The organism is Phytobacter sp. (assembly GCF_059074235.1).
In genome coordinates this window covers 910,777-923,896 of record NZ_JCACPZ010000008.1, presented here as the reverse complement: position 1 = coordinate 923,896, position 13,120 = coordinate 910,777, and the positions used below count along the sequence as shown (strand labels likewise).

General features: G+C 51.6%; 14 protein-coding genes and 1 riboswitch. Of the genes, 5 read left to right on the top strand and 9 right to left on the bottom strand.

The window, feature by feature from the left end; translation table 11 throughout:
- Positions 1 to 54: 54 nt before the first annotated feature.
- From AC5JPW_RS22185 to AC5JPW_RS22170, 4 genes are all read right to left on the bottom strand, one after another.
- Positions 55 to 1,113, bottom strand: a complete 1,059-nt coding sequence (locus AC5JPW_RS22185) for a methyltransferase (protein ID WP_494243233.1) — start codon at positions 1,111 to 1,113, stop codon at positions 55 to 57.
- Between the two features lie 74 nt (positions 1,114 to 1,187).
- Positions 1,188 to 1,580 (bottom strand): hypothetical protein, encoded by a 393-nt coding sequence (locus tag AC5JPW_RS22180; protein ID WP_494243232.1) that lies wholly within the window; start codon positions 1,578 to 1,580, stop codon positions 1,188 to 1,190.
- A gap of 371 nt (positions 1,581 to 1,951) precedes the next feature.
- The gene (locus AC5JPW_RS22175) at positions 1,952 to 2,275 is read right to left on the bottom strand and encodes an AzlD domain-containing protein (protein WP_494243231.1); all 324 of its coding nucleotides are present in this window, start codon (positions 2,273 to 2,275) and stop codon (positions 1,952 to 1,954) included.
- A 1-nt stretch (position 2,276) separates the two neighbouring features.
- The gene (locus AC5JPW_RS22170; RefSeq protein ID WP_494243230.1) at positions 2,277 to 3,017 is read right to left on the bottom strand and encodes an AzlC family ABC transporter permease; all 741 of its coding nucleotides are present in this window, start codon (positions 3,015 to 3,017) and stop codon (positions 2,277 to 2,279) included.
- 102 nt (positions 3,018 to 3,119) lie between these two features.
- Between AC5JPW_RS22170 and AC5JPW_RS22165 the strand changes: the two genes are divergently transcribed.
- Positions 3,120 to 3,953 (top strand): AraC family ligand binding domain-containing protein, encoded by an 834-nt coding sequence (locus tag AC5JPW_RS22165; protein ID WP_494243229.1) that lies wholly within the window; start codon positions 3,120 to 3,122, stop codon positions 3,951 to 3,953.
- Here AC5JPW_RS22165 and mntP read toward each other — a convergent pair.
- Positions 3,950 to 4,522 (bottom strand): manganese efflux pump MntP, encoded by a 573-nt coding sequence (gene mntP / locus AC5JPW_RS22160; protein WP_494243228.1) that lies wholly within the window; start codon positions 4,520 to 4,522, stop codon positions 3,950 to 3,952. The two genes, AC5JPW_RS22165 and mntP, sit on opposite strands and share 4 nt — an antisense overlap.
- 294 nt (positions 4,523 to 4,816) lie before the next feature.
- A riboswitch (Fluoride riboswitch) is annotated at positions 4,817 to 4,886 on the top strand.
- An 84-nt stretch (positions 4,887 to 4,970) separates the two neighbouring features.
- On the opposite strand from mntP, the gene crcB reads away from it, so the two are divergent.
- Entirely contained in the window at positions 4,971 to 5,345 is a 375-nt protein-coding gene (gene crcB, locus AC5JPW_RS22155; RefSeq protein WP_494243227.1) for a fluoride efflux transporter CrcB, read from the top strand.
- A gap of 51 nt (positions 5,346 to 5,396) precedes the next feature.
- Here crcB and gudD read toward each other — a convergent pair whose 3' ends face one another.
- Together gudD and AC5JPW_RS22145 are read right to left on the bottom strand one after the other, a co-directional pair.
- Positions 5,397 to 6,737 carry a glucarate dehydratase gene (gene gudD / locus AC5JPW_RS22150; protein ID WP_494243226.1) on the bottom strand — a complete coding sequence of 447 codons (1,341 nt, stop codon included), beginning with the start codon at positions 6,735 to 6,737 and terminating at the stop codon, positions 5,397 to 5,399.
- Positions 6,738 to 7,481: 744 nt separating this feature from the next.
- Positions 7,482 to 8,804 (bottom strand): CapA family protein, encoded by a 1,323-nt coding sequence (locus AC5JPW_RS22145; protein ID WP_494243225.1) that lies wholly within the window; start codon positions 8,802 to 8,804, stop codon positions 7,482 to 7,484.
- 199 nt (positions 8,805 to 9,003) lie between these two features.
- On the opposite strand from AC5JPW_RS22145, the gene AC5JPW_RS22140 reads away from it, so the two are divergent.
- From AC5JPW_RS22140 to AC5JPW_RS22130, 3 genes are read left to right on the top strand one after another with little or no spacing between them, the layout of a single operon-like run.
- A complete protein-coding gene (locus tag AC5JPW_RS22140; protein WP_494243224.1) occupies positions 9,004 to 9,795 on the top strand; it encodes a transporter substrate-binding domain-containing protein in 792 nt (263 codons plus the stop codon).
- Positions 9,796 to 9,801: 6 nt separating this feature from the next.
- Complete coding sequence (locus AC5JPW_RS22135) at positions 9,802 to 10,470, top strand: amino acid ABC transporter permease (protein ID WP_494243223.1); 669 nt, start codon at positions 9,802 to 9,804, stop codon at positions 10,468 to 10,470.
- A 12-nt stretch (positions 10,471 to 10,482) separates the two neighbouring features.
- Entirely contained in the window at positions 10,483 to 11,214 is a 732-nt protein-coding gene (locus AC5JPW_RS22130) for an amino acid ABC transporter ATP-binding protein (RefSeq protein WP_494243222.1), read from the top strand.
- Between the two features lie 39 nt (positions 11,215 to 11,253).
- Here the strand turns inward: AC5JPW_RS22130 and AC5JPW_RS22125 are convergent, their stop codons facing one another.
- Both AC5JPW_RS22125 and idnD read right to left on the bottom strand, forming a co-directional pair.
- Complete coding sequence (locus tag AC5JPW_RS22125; RefSeq protein ID WP_494243221.1) at positions 11,254 to 11,970, bottom strand: FadR/GntR family transcriptional regulator; 717 nt, start codon at positions 11,968 to 11,970, stop codon at positions 11,254 to 11,256.
- Between the two features lie 89 nt (positions 11,971 to 12,059).
- Positions 12,060 to 13,109 (bottom strand): L-idonate 5-dehydrogenase, encoded by a 1,050-nt coding sequence (gene idnD / locus AC5JPW_RS22120; RefSeq protein ID WP_494243220.1) that lies wholly within the window; start codon positions 13,107 to 13,109, stop codon positions 12,060 to 12,062.
- Positions 13,110 to 13,120 lie beyond the last annotated feature (11 nt).

Sequence of the window (13,120 nt, the reverse complement as noted above, 5' to 3'; positions counted from 1 at the left end):
CCGCAATAAACAATGAACCTGATGCCATTAACGGCATCAGGAAGCCGCGAGAGATTACCGTTTCTCGCAGCTCAAAAAAGTGTGTCCAAGGCCAATACCGTCTATGCGTTGTGCCACGCTAAAACCGGCCAGTTCGAGATAATGAATAAATTTATCAACGCTATAAAAACGGCTATTACCGTTCGCCATACAGGTGAAGTACAGCGACGTGGCATTCAGGCTAAAGGCTGCTGCTTCAAATTTTTGTGCATCCCAGAACAACTCCAGTATGCACAGACGGGCGCCAGGTTTCATGACAGCCGCTATCCGGCTCAACATCTTAATAATCTGTTCTGGTGAGAAGCAGTCCAGGAACTGGCTCATCCACCAGACGTCCGCCTCAGAAGGGAGAGCGGCGTCGCTGAGCATATCAATCGCATGGAAGCCAATGCGATGGGACAAACCCGCATTTTCGATATTCTTCTGTGCCAGCGCGACCTGCTGCGGCAGGTCCAGAATGGTCACCTTAACTGCGTCGTCATGCTGGCAGCAGCGTAATGCCCATTTACCGGTATTGCCCCCAACGTCATATAACTGTTTGGGATGACTATTAAAAATATGGGGCAGTACAATATTAAAGGCGGCGTCCGAATAAAAATGATCGAATGCAAACCAACTTTCACGTGCTGGAGACGGTAACTGCGACAACACCGGATAAATGGTTTGCGCGTCGCTAAATACGCTCAGTCCAGCAGGTTTTGACTCTGCCAGGGCATTATCCAGGAAAAAGAGCCCCTGGTAACAAACATCCTGAGTGAAGTCCATATTAACGCGTGTCATCTTGTCATGAAGCAGGTAGTGACCCACTTTCGATAAAAAATAACGACCGTCATCACATGTCACGATGCGCCCGCTTAAGCCCATATCCAACAAAACGCTTATCGCGTATTCATTCAGGCTACTTTGGGTTGCAATCTCATCTAATGTAGCCCCTTTGCTTCCCATATCATCCAGATATTCCAGAGTGCCAGCATTACGTAGACTGAGGGCAGTCTGAAATAACATGGGGGCAAACGCGATACGCTGCGCCTCTGTAATCGCATCCAGTGCGCTAAGTGTGTCCCTTTTATACATAACGACGCTAACCTATCCTTAGCTTAGTGAGTATATCTGGGCCATTTCTGACCCAGAGTGCCGCTTGTTACTGATTACTGAATAGAGGACGCGGAGACATTAACCTGAATGTCTCTATCCAGATTACGCACCCAACGGTTGTAACCTGGATGAATTCTGCCGCCACCTGCAGACAAATTCATACTGCTTTCGTAGGTGATGGTATAACCCGTTGCGGAGTAGTTAATACGTGTTTGAGCAACATAGTCATTTGATTGCAGACGCGCTTTAATGACGCCCGGACCGGCTTCGTTCATGATCCATTTACGCTGTACGCCAGCTTTGATAATGGAATTTTTTACCTGAGCTTCTGTATGGCCAGACCCCAGATTGGTACGGATATTGTCAATGGGGGCCAGTCTGCTGGAACAGCCCATCAATGCGCCAACAACAATGAGTGCGGTAAACCACTTCACAAACTTGATCATAAGAACTCCATTCTAAATAGCTGCCTAAATTGTCTATATAACTCTCCCATGACACATAACGTGCCTGAGATGAATTTGGGACCAGATTCGATACATGAAGTTACAAAACATACAATTCTTTTCATATTTTAAACAAACCATTTAATGGTTCATAGTGTTTTTAATTTCGTGCGGAAAGAAAAAAGAAAGCAGATTTAAGATGTTATGAGAATGTATGCTGTCTGTAGAAGCATGAAAATGCAGAAAATATTGTAAAGATCAGGTATGGCAGGGCCGCTTATCTTCGCGCGGTAGCACAAAAATGTGAACCCTGCCATTTTCGGTAGGTGTTTTTGTTAATGTATGAGCATCATTCTGATTCTTTATCTTATTTAGCTTAAAAGCAGATAGCTCAATCCCATAATTGCCGCCATTCCCGCGATAACCGTCAGAAAAAGGCTGCGTGTAAGCATGCCCACTAATGTGGCAATAAGAGTAGCAATAAGTGAGAGGCTAAGACCGGATGGCGACCACACCGGTTTGGCGATGATTTCTGCGGTGATGATCGCGGCCATGATGGCGGCAGGGATAAATCCCAGCCAGTCCTGAAGCCGCCGTGGCAGGTGAAATCTTGCCAGCAAAAAGAGCGGTACCGTACGCATCAGGGCGGTGACAAGGGCGGCCATGGCAATGGCGAAATAAATCGATCCGCTCATCTTATTTCTCTCCCTTCGTACGCAGTCGTAATATCAATGTCGCCAGAGATGCGGACAGCATCGCGGCGATAATCACCACCAGGTGAAGGCTCAGGTATTTGCTGGAAACCAGCGTAATCAGGATGGCCGCCAGAATCGCCATCGTTTCGGGGATCTTGCGTTGGCTGGCATACCAGGTCATCACCAGTAGACCGACAAACATCGACACCAGGCTAAAGCTCAGCCCGTCCATCAGATACGCTGGCAGTGCCGTCGCCAGCCACGCTCCAGCAACGCAGGCGGCGATCCAATTAAGCCAGGCAGAGACATTGAGCCCCAGCAGCCAGGGAAAAGGGAGTGAGCCATGACGGGTCGCGTGCTGCACGGCCACGCCAAAGGTTTCATCAGTCAGCAGTACGCCGCCAATCAGTTTTTGCAGCGTACTCGACTGGCGAAACCAGATGCTGAGCGCTGAACTCATCAGTAAATAGCGCATATTAACCAGCGCAACGCTGAGAACCACGGATGCTGACTCCGCCCCAGCCGCCCATAAAGAGTAAAAGAGAAAATGGGCAGAGCCAGCGTACAAACCGGCGGCCAACAGCGTGGTGTGCAGCAGGGAAAACCCTGACAGCGTACCAATGGCTCCCGCTGCCATGCCAATGCTCCAGTACCCCGGCATGGTGGGCAGACAGGCCATCACTCCCGCCATAAAGCGGCTGTTCGCCTCTTCAGCATTTTCATAATTCACATTAAATGACATTCTGTATCCATAGACTTAACGAATGAGAAGCGTTGAGTGTAAAAGAATGGGGCGAAGAGGATAGGACAATCCTGCTCATCGTCATAGTGAGGGAGAGGGGCAATGAAAGAAAAGCGCGACGACATCCGGTTATGGAAAGACAAAGCCTTCCAGGGCGAAATGGAAGTACTGCGCGCTTCGTGCTTTGATCTCAGCTATCCGCCTCATTTTCATGATGAGTTTGTACTGGCAGTGTTTGCCCGTGGCGCGCAGCGTAATCGGGTATGCCGTAAAACGGGCGTTGCGGCACCGGGAACGGTGATGATCATTCATCCTGGCGAAGTGCACACCGGTGAGGCGGTTGAACGGGATTTAGGCTGGGATTACTGCGCTTTTTACCCGTCAGAGGCGTTGATACAGCAGGTCGCCGATGCCGTATTGCCGGGGAAAGGGCTGGTGAACTTTGGCAGCGACATCATGCGTCATGCCCCCACGATGGCAAAAGAGGTGTTACAGACCGCATCTGTGCTGGCGAGCAGTCAGGATGCGCTGGAAAAAGAGTCGCTGTTTTTTGAGCTTTTAAGCGCGTTGCTCACCCAATATGGTCAACGTACGACGCGAGGCGGAGCGATGCGCCATGCCCGCGCCGATGTCCATCACGCCATCGACTACCTACAAACGCACTACCACCAGGCACTCAGTGTGCTTGATGTTGCCCGTGCGGCGGGCTTAAGCGAATTTCACTTTATGCGTCTCTTTCAGAACACGACCGGGCTTTCCGTGCACCGCTTTCTCACGCAGATTCGTCTGGTTCGTGCCAAGTCACTGCTCTCGCAGGGTGTCAGTGCCGCGCAGACTGCGCTGGATGTGGGATTTTTTGACCAGAGCCACTTTTCACGTACTTTCCGTACCCATTTCGGCATCACCCCAGGCGCGTATGCCGCTGCGTGTCGTTAGCCCAGCAGGCCAAGATGTTCAACGAGAATTGAGCAGCCAATCCCCATCAGTACCAGTCCGCCCATAATTTCCGCCCATTTGCCGATAGCCGCGCCGAGGAAGCGTCCGAGCAGCATGCCGGTGGTCGCCATAATGGTGGTCGCAAGGCCAATCAGCAGGGCGGTGGTGACAATATTCACATCTAAAAATGCCAGACCGACGCCGACGGCCATTGCATCCAGGCTGGTGGCGATAGCGGTGGTGACCAGCAGCCAGAACCCGTGGCGGCGCGGTGCTTCTTCTTGTTCGCTGTCATCTTTGGTAATGCCTTCGTACATCATGCGCAGCCCCAGCACCATCAGCAGCGTGAAAGCAATCCAGTGATCCCACTTCATGATGTACTGGCTGGCCGCGAGGCCCACAGCCCAGCCGATGACGGGGGTAATGGCTTCGACGACACCGAAAATCAGCCCCGTTCTCAGTGCCTCTCTTAAGGGAGGACGGCTCAATGCTGCGCCTTTACCGATGGAGGCTGCGAAAGCATCCATAGACATGCCGAATGCCAGAATAATGACTGCGTAAAAACTCATGTGCTCACCTGATAACGCCCTTGCGGAAAAACCGGGCTAAATAAGACAAATTTGAAGAGCCGCTATGCTGCCATGGAAACGAGTAAAAATCAAAATTTTCATATAAATCAATAATATATAGTAGTGGCTATGTTTTATTGCCTTGGCTATATCGTCTTTTATCGTTGCATAATGAAGGTGTTGCGAAAGCCCGGAAAAAGGGTGTGTTTAAAAAACGTGCCGCTGCGTTTATCCGTACATATTGATGGGCAATATGTTTGCATCTTGCCACCCCGCTCGAATTGGGAAACAATAGCGTTCTGGGGTGATGGCGTTCCACCTTATCCAACCGCTTCCTCGCGAAGCTGATGACGCCTGGTATGACTCTTTAACGGGAGGCATGTCGGGCGCGTATCTTTTCTCTCTCTGCATGTTTCCAGCCCTTTATCCTGATGTTGCTGAGGAAAACATGCTCAAGTCTTTAATAGCTGTGATTATTGGTGGTTCTGCGGGTTGTGTGATTCGCTGGCTGCTTGCCGTTCGTCTGAATACGCTCTTTCCGAGTCTGCCGCCAGGGACGTTACTGGTGAACCTGCTGGGGGGATTTATTATTGGCGGGGCGATGGCCTATTTTATTCGCCAGCCGCATCTTGACCCCACCTGGCGATTGCTGATCACCACCGGTTTGTGTGGCGGCATGACCACCTTCTCAACCTTTTCGCTGGAAGTATTTTCTCTGTTGCAGGCGGGGAATTACGTCTGGGCGATGACCTCGGTGCTGGTGCATGTCTTCGGTTCACTGCTGATGACGGCGCTGGGCTTCTTTGTAATTAACCTGCTGTAATAAAAAAGCCCGCAGGATTGCGCCTGCGGGCTTTTCGTCATTCAGTACGACTTAACGCACCATGCAAGGACGTTTGTTGTCAAACGTCCAGCCTGGGATCAGGTACTGCATCCCCATGGCATCGTCACGCGCGCCCAGACCGTGTTTCTGATACAGCTCGTGCGCCTTCATCACCTGGTCCATATCCAGCTCCACGCCCAGACCCGGTGTCGTCGGTACCTGCACCATCCCGCCTTTGATTTCAAACGGCTCTTTGGTCAGACGCTGGTTACCTTCCTGCCAGATCCAGTGGGTGTCTATGGCGGTGATTTTGCCCGGTGCAGCCGCCGCCACGTGGGTGAACATGGCCAGTGAAATGTCGAAGTGGTTGTTAGAGTGAGAACCCCATGTCAGGCCAAACTCATGGCACATCTGCGCCACACGTACCGACCCCTGCATGGTCCAGAAGTGCGGATCCGCCAGCGGGATATCCACGGACTGCAGGGACAGGGTGTGACCCATCTGACGCCAGTCGGTGGCAATCATGTTGGTCGCGGTCGGCAGACCGGTAGCGCGACGGAATTCCGCCATCACTTCACGGCCGGAGAAGCCCTGCTCAGCGCCACACGGATCTTCCGCATAGGCCAGCACGCCTTTCAGGTGTTTGCCGATGTTAATCGCTTCGTTCAGGGACCATGCACCGTTCGGGTCGAGGGTGACGCGGGCCTGCGGGAAGCGTTTTGCCAGGGCAACGATAGACTCGGCTTCTTCTTCGCCAGCCAGCACGCCGCCTTTCAGTTTGAAATCATTGAAGCCGTATTTTTCATACGCGGCTTCAGCCAGACGCACCACGCGGTCCGGGGTCATGGCCTCTTCGTGACGCACGCGATACCAGTCGCATTTGTCATCCGGCTGACTCTGGTACGGCAGCGGGGTGGCTTTGGTGTTCCCGACGAAGAACAGGTAGCCGAGCATTTCCACTTCATTGCGCTGCTGGCCGTCGCCCAGCAGGGAGGCGACGTTAACGCCGAGGTGTTTACCCAGCAGGTCGAGCATGGCGGCTTCAATGGCAGTGACCACGTGGATAGTGGTGCGCAGGTCAAAGGTCTGCAGGCCACGGCCACCGGCATCGCGGTCAGCAAAGGCGTTACGGACTTCATTGAGGACGTTTTTGTAGGCGCCGAGGGTTTTGCCCACAATCAGCGGTGCGGCGTCTTCGATGGTCTGGCGGATTTTTTCGCCGCCCGGGACTTCACCCACGCCGGTGTTGCCGGAGTTATCGGTGATGATAACGATGTTACGGGTGAAGAACGGTGCATGGGCACCGCTCAGGTTCATCAGCATGCTGTCATGACCGGCAACCGGGATGACTTTTACGGATGTTACGACGGGAGTAGAAGACTGAGCTGGCATAGTTCCTCCTGCGGAAAATGATAACCGTGTATCAATGTCATAGACGGCCATCTGCCATGAATGAAACGTGGCGCTGGATGGCGAATGAGAGAAATTCTATGCCTTTATTTTTAACAAAAAAAGTCTGATTAAGTGGTGGTGTGATTCAATTATTGAATCATTTGTTTTATGCGATGAGATGATTAATTTCATTATCTATCAGTTGGTTATGTTTTATTTTTTGATGGGGAAAGGCTGTTGGTAGCCGTGCAGAATGACACAATCACAAGGCGAGATATAAAACGAAGCTAAGGAAGACAACAGGCAGAGAAGCAGGGCGGGAATTTGTTCGCAGTAACACCAAATTAGACAAATTATAGCCAGAATTGCAAACTGTCGCGCCGTACGTTAGCCCAAAAATTTGATGATTTTATATTGATTTATAGGGCTAACGCCCATCAACAGGCGACGGCATTCACGAAATCCCCCTCCACTGTAACAATCAGGTTAAAACCAACGCACATGCAGCGCTTTTTGTCTCACACTCGATCAACAATTCAGCTCGTTGAGAAGGGGGACTGTTGCCGTACGTTATCGATTTACAGCAGGCTCTGGCCTGTATAAATGCCTAAAAAATCGAAAATGATAGCGCTGTCATTTTGATGATCAAATGCGAGGGCAGTCACGAAATTAGCTCAGGAAGGGGGCGTCGAGGCATGGCGAAGAAGCAGCCGGAAGTTTTCCGGCTGCTTTAAAACAGGCTTATCAGGAGAAGCGAATCAGACCGCTTGCTTTGTCGTAGCTGAATGCCGTGCCATAACGGTGGCTCAGGCGGGTCAGCAGGCTGGCAATCTCTTCGCCTTGCTCGTGCGTCACTTTTTCTGGCAGGCCGCGAGAGAGAACGCGTTCGCGGTTCATACCTAAATCAAGTGGCAGCAGCTGGCACGCCAGACCGTCAGGGGTGACATCAAACACCGCCAGCGCGTTTTGTGAGAAACGGGCTTCGGCGTTAAAGCCGGTGAACTCACCAGCCTTATTCTTCGCGCGTGCGCGGTGCAGTTCAGAAGGACGTGCATCCGCAGCGTGACCGTAGGCTTCATACATTTCCGGGCCGATGATCGACTCACCTGCCTCAAACTCCATCAGCAGGCTACCAAGGTTGTAGAAAATCGGTTTGCCATTATAGATCTCTACCCCACGCATAAAGTGTGCACCGTGGCAGACCACAGCATCGCCGCCTGCGTCTATTGCGCGATGGGCAAACTGCTCGATAAATTCTGGCGCATCCGGAGAGTACCAGCTGTCTTTATCGCCTTCATGGGTGTGCAGGCTGACCAGGGTGAAGTCGCTGCGGTTAGCGGCATCACGGATGCTACGCTCGTTCGCCACGCAATCCTGCTCATTGAACCAGGTGCGTACGTGTGCTTTCTCGCCACGTTCAATCTGCAGAGAGCTTTCAAACAGGGAACCGAACTTGAACTCGTCATCGCCTTTCGGCGGCATTACTTCCACGCGCATGCCTTCACGCACGCTTTCGTCTATACCCAATGAACGGGTGATGGCTTTTAACTGTTCAAACTGCTCGTCGCCGAGTACATAGGCACGGCCCCAGCGCAGTGGGTTCAGACCCGGACGCGCAATGGTGCCCGCGCCACCGTTGGCCGCCAGGAAAACTTCAGAGCGAGTTGAACCCAGCGCCACCACACCTACGCGGCCCTTCGCGGTATCCAGAAAGCGCGGCAGGCGGGCATCGTCGAGGTTACGGCCCAGGCCGCAGGGGATCAGATTGCGCGTTTCAGCGGCTTCCATGGTATGCACCACTCCTTCCCAACCAAAATCACCGGTATGGTTATTGGCGAAGGAGACCAGACGAATGTTTAAATCGACAAACTCGTCCAGCGTTGCAGGTTTTACGGCGGTGATGTAACCGCGACCCGCAGCTGGCGGCAGTGTAGGTTGTGGGCAGCTAAATTCGGCGTTGGCAAATACGGCATCGGCGCTTTGCAATAATTCCACGATCTCGGGATCTAATCTTTTCGCCAGGTTACGACTCGAAAACAATAAATCACCGCACGCAATAATTCTCATACTGATCCTCTGGTTTATCCCTGGTACTTGCCTTTTTAATGGCAGGAATGATATCTCTGTAATACTAGAGTGGATTATTCTTATGCGTTATCAATAATTACTAATGGGAATATAGATTATCCCGGAAGTGATTTAAACTGGCGCGCGAAAAATAAACACCAAGACATCAATAAACACACATAATTCCAAGGGAATTACTATGCTTAATTTTAAATCAGGGATCATCGCCACAGCATTGCTGGGTGCATTCTTATTAACCGGTTGCGACGACAATAAAAAAACTGCTGAAAATGAGAAAGTGCTGCATGTCGGTACTTTTGGGGTAAGTATCGGATTTTCCTACAAACAAAATGGAAAGGATTACGAAGGTTATGACATTGCGACCGTCAATGCCGTGGCCAAAAAACTGGGTTACAGCCGCGTGGAATTAACCACAGCTGACATGACCGGTCTCTTCGGAATGCTCGATGCTGGCAAAATTGATACCATCGCAAACCAGGTTGAAGCCAATGATAAACGCCGAGAGAAATATCAGTTCTCCCAGACTTATATTTATTCCGGCGCCCAGTTGGTTACCAGAAATAACGACGATTCTATTCATAATATTGACGATTTAAAGGGTAAACGTCTGGGTGTTGACGTTGGAAGCAGCAAAGAAAACTATTTACGTAAGAATTACCCTGATGCCGGTATTGATATTCATACCTACGATGAACCTAGCGCGATTATTCAGGATGTCGCCCTCGGTCGTATTGATGCCTACATTATGGACCGCGCGGGTGCGCAGTTGTTGATCGACAACTCTCGCCTGCCGCTGAAAAAATCCGGCGACCCGGTTTATCGTTATCAGGAAGCTTTCCCGTTCGTGAAGAATGAAAAGGGTGACGCACTGCGTAAGGAATTTGATGACGCACTGACCGCGCTGAAAGCTGACGGTACGCTGACCAAACTGTCCGAGCAGTACCTGAAACAGGACGTCAGCAAGGAATAATAAGCAATGAATTTTAACCTGAGCTTCATGCTGGAAGCTTTTCCAACGCTGCTCAGTTACCTGCCGATGACGTTGTTCCTGGCGATAACCTCGATGGTTATCGCCTCGGTCATGGGGATGGTGCTGGCGCTGATTATCCGTAATCGTATTGTCGTACTGACGCAGTTCGCCGAAATCTACATTTCGTTCTTCCGCTCCGTGCCGACGCTGGTCACGCTGTTCATCTTCTACTTTGGTATCCCGCAGCTGTTCCCGGGTATCAGTATGATGAACGCTATTTCGGCGACCATTATTGCCCTGAGCTTCAAAACTGCAGCCAACCTTGCAGAAGAGTTCCGTGGTGCGATGAATTCGGTCGATAAAGGGCAGATTGAAGCCTGTCTGTCCGTTGGCCTGAGCCGCTGGCAGGGATTCCGTCGTATCGTGCTGCCGCAAACGGTGCGTATTGCGGTACCCGGCATGAGCAACTACCTGATTATGCTGATCAAAGAGTCGTCACTGGCGTTTACCGTTGGTGTGACGGATATCTTTGCCCAGACCAAAATTCTGGCCAGCAACTCGTTCCGTTTTCTGGAGAGTTATCTGGCGGTGGCACTGATCTATTGGGCTGTGACCATCCTTCTGACGCTGCTGCAAAAACGCATTGAGCACCGTCTGAATCGCCCGTACCGATAAGGAGCCTCCGCTATGTTGAAAATCAGCCATTTATATAAGTCATTCAATGACAACCCGGTGCTGAAGGATATCTCGCTGGAGATAGAACAGGGCAAAGTGGTGGCGATTATCGGGCCGTCAGGCTCGGGGAAATCGACGCTGCTGCGCTGTATTAATCTGCTGGAGAAACCGGAAAGCGGTACGCTGGAAATTGCCGGTACGGTGGTGGATGCGAAGAAATTCACCCGCCAGCAGGAGACGGCTTTGCGTGCGCACACTGGCATGGTGTTCCAGCATTACAACCTGTTTAAGAACAAAACGGCACTGGAGAACATTACCGAGGCGCTGATCATCGGTAAAAAAATCCCTAAAGCACAGGCCAACGAAACGGGAATGGCGCTGCTGGAACGCGTAGGTTTGCGTGAGAAAGCGGACAGCTATCCGGCGATGTTATCCGGCGGGCAGCAGCAGCGCGTGGCGATTGCCCGTGCGCTGGCAGTGAAACCGAAAGTGATACTGTTCGATGAACCGACTTCAGCACTGGATCCTGAACTGGTGAATGAAGTGCTACAGGTGATTCGCTCGATTGTCGATCACGAGACGACGCTGATTCTGGTGACCCACGAGATGTCGTTTGCCAAAGATGTGGCTGACAGAGTGATCTTCATGGCCGATGGCGCGATTGTGGAAGACAACACGGCAGAGAATCTTTTCACTGCGCCACAGCACGAACGCACGCGTAGGTTTTTGCAGTCCACGCGGTAATTCCTTTCGCCAGCGGCGGCCGCTGCTGGCGAACCTGCCTTATTTCTCAGACGCGTCCGTCGATTTGATCTTCTCAATGGCGATAATGTTTTCGGACATGGCTTCGTTGAGCACTTGCACTGCGGTGGTGGCGTCACGGTTCTTGATCGACATATAGACCTTGATGTGGGCTTCCACGCTCTCAAGGGTAATGCCCAGTGCGCGGTTCAACTCTTCCAGGTAGTAGTAATAGATATCTTTGATGGAATTCATGACGTTGTAAAACACGCTGTTGTGCGATGCCCGCACAATCGCCAGATGGAATTCGTAATCCGCCTCAGAGTATTTTTTATAATCGCCTTTGTTGATGAGCATGTTATTCAGCGCTTGCTCAAGCTGGCGAATGTCGTCGTCGGTCGCGTGAGTCACCGCCAGTTCTACGCATTTGAACTCGACTGTCTGGCGGAAGATCATCATGTCGTGAAACTCTTCGCGGCTCAGATGCATGATTGGGCGAGGATCGTTGCTCAGCATTTGCGGGGTGAAATGATCGCTGACATAACTGCCGCTACCCTGGCGGGTGACCACAATACCTAAATCGCGAAAACGTTGAACGGCGCTGCGAACGCTGACCCGGCTGACATTAAACGAAGTGGTCAGTTCAGCTTCTGAAGGGAGACGGCTGCCCGGAGCCCAACTGCCATCCAGCAGTTTTGCGCTTATCTGATCATAAATTTCATTTACAACATTCTGTTTTTGAATGGATTTTATGCTCAAGATCGGTGTCCGGTAAGGTGCCGTGAAGTGTTTTATTGTATAACAATTCACTTTTAAGAACAAAGCGCCCAGCCGGGCGCTTATCACGGTTATTCGAAACGAATGAGGACTTTAGCGGAGATGTTTTTATCCGTTGCGGTAATCAGCGCATCTTCGATTTTTTCCGGTGGGAATTCGCCACTTATCAGCGGGCGTGGATCCACGCGACCATCTTCCAGCCAGCGCACGGCAGTAGTAAATTCGCCGATAAAGCGGAAGGAACCCACCCAGCTAATCTCTTTTACCAGCATCGGTGAAACCGGCCAGCTCACTGGACTTGGCCCCATGCCAACCTGAACGATGGTTCCGGCAGGGCGCGTGAAATCGACAGTAGAGGCGACGGCAGCAGGTGCGCCGGAAGCCTCAAATACCACATCAAAGTAGCCTTTTTTCTGCTGATACTGCGCGACTTTTTCTTCATCGCGCGGGTCTATCACCGCGGTTGCCCCCATCTGACGCGCCAGTTCCAGGCAGCGCGGACTTAAATCGGAAGCCACCAGTTCTGACGCACCTGCGCTTCTCGCAGCGGCAAGGATCAGGCAACCAATCGGACCCGCACCAATCACCAGCACCCGTTTTCCAGTCAGTTGTCCCGCCATTTTTACCGCATGGATGGACACTGCCAGTGGCTCGGAGAAAGCCATAACGTTGGCGGGCACCCTGCTGTCATAGGGAATGCACTGCTCCGGCTTCACGGACACATACTCAGAGAAGCCACCGTTCACATGAGGATTGAACTGCGCGCTGCCCATGAACCGCATCGACCCACACAGATTTTGATGGCCGGAAAGGCACATTTCACATTGATTGCAGGGGCAGGACGGGTTTACCGCAACGGTCTGGCCCACCTTCAGCTCACTTCCCGCCGGGACTTTGTTAATGACACCGACAAACTCATGCCCGATAACCATCGGGTGTTTGAGGACAGACATACCTGCCCGACCATGTTGATAATAATGGATGTCTGAACCGCAGATACCGCCATAAGCGACCTTCACCAGAACATTACTATCGCCGTGTTCAATCTCACGTGATTCAAAACGGACATCTTTTTCTGCATGCGCAAGACAGGCATTGCAGGTGATTTTTTCAGTGCTCATTGATACGTGCC

Bases quoted from the DNA above. Each gene is read 5' to 3' on its own strand.
- AC5JPW_RS22185 (WP_494243233.1), bottom strand. From the start codon at position 1,113: ATGTATAAAAGGGACACACTTAGCGCACTGGATGCGATTACAGAGGCG.
- AC5JPW_RS22180 (WP_494243232.1), bottom strand. From the start codon at position 1,580: ATGATCAAGTTTGTGAAGTGGTTTACCGCACTCATTGTTGTTGGCGCA.
- AC5JPW_RS22175 (WP_494243231.1), bottom strand. From the start codon at position 2,275: ATGAGCGGATCGATTTATTTCGCCATTGCCATGGCCGCCCTTGTCACC.
- AC5JPW_RS22170 (WP_494243230.1), bottom strand. From the start codon at position 3,017: ATGTCATTTAATGTGAATTATGAAAATGCTGAAGAGGCGAACAGCCGC.
- AC5JPW_RS22165 (WP_494243229.1), top strand. From the start codon at position 3,120: ATGAAAGAAAAGCGCGACGACATCCGGTTATGGAAAGACAAAGCCTTC.
- mntP (WP_494243228.1), bottom strand. From the start codon at position 4,522: ATGAGTTTTTACGCAGTCATTATTCTGGCATTCGGCATGTCTATGGAT.
- crcB (WP_494243227.1), top strand. From the start codon at position 4,971: ATGCTCAAGTCTTTAATAGCTGTGATTATTGGTGGTTCTGCGGGTTGT.
- gudD (WP_494243226.1), bottom strand. From the start codon at position 6,737: ATGCCAGCTCAGTCTTCTACTCCCGTCGTAACATCCGTAAAAGTCATC.
- AC5JPW_RS22145 (WP_494243225.1), bottom strand. From the start codon at position 8,804: ATGAGAATTATTGCGTGCGGTGATTTATTGTTTTCGAGTCGTAACCTG.
- AC5JPW_RS22140 (WP_494243224.1), top strand. From the start codon at position 9,004: ATGCTTAATTTTAAATCAGGGATCATCGCCACAGCATTGCTGGGTGCA.
- AC5JPW_RS22135 (WP_494243223.1), top strand. From the start codon at position 9,802: ATGAATTTTAACCTGAGCTTCATGCTGGAAGCTTTTCCAACGCTGCTC.
- AC5JPW_RS22130 (WP_494243222.1), top strand. From the start codon at position 10,483: ATGTTGAAAATCAGCCATTTATATAAGTCATTCAATGACAACCCGGTG.
- idnD (WP_494243220.1), bottom strand. From the start codon at position 13,109: ATGAGCACTGAAAAAATCACCTGCAATGCCTGTCTTGCGCATGCAGAA.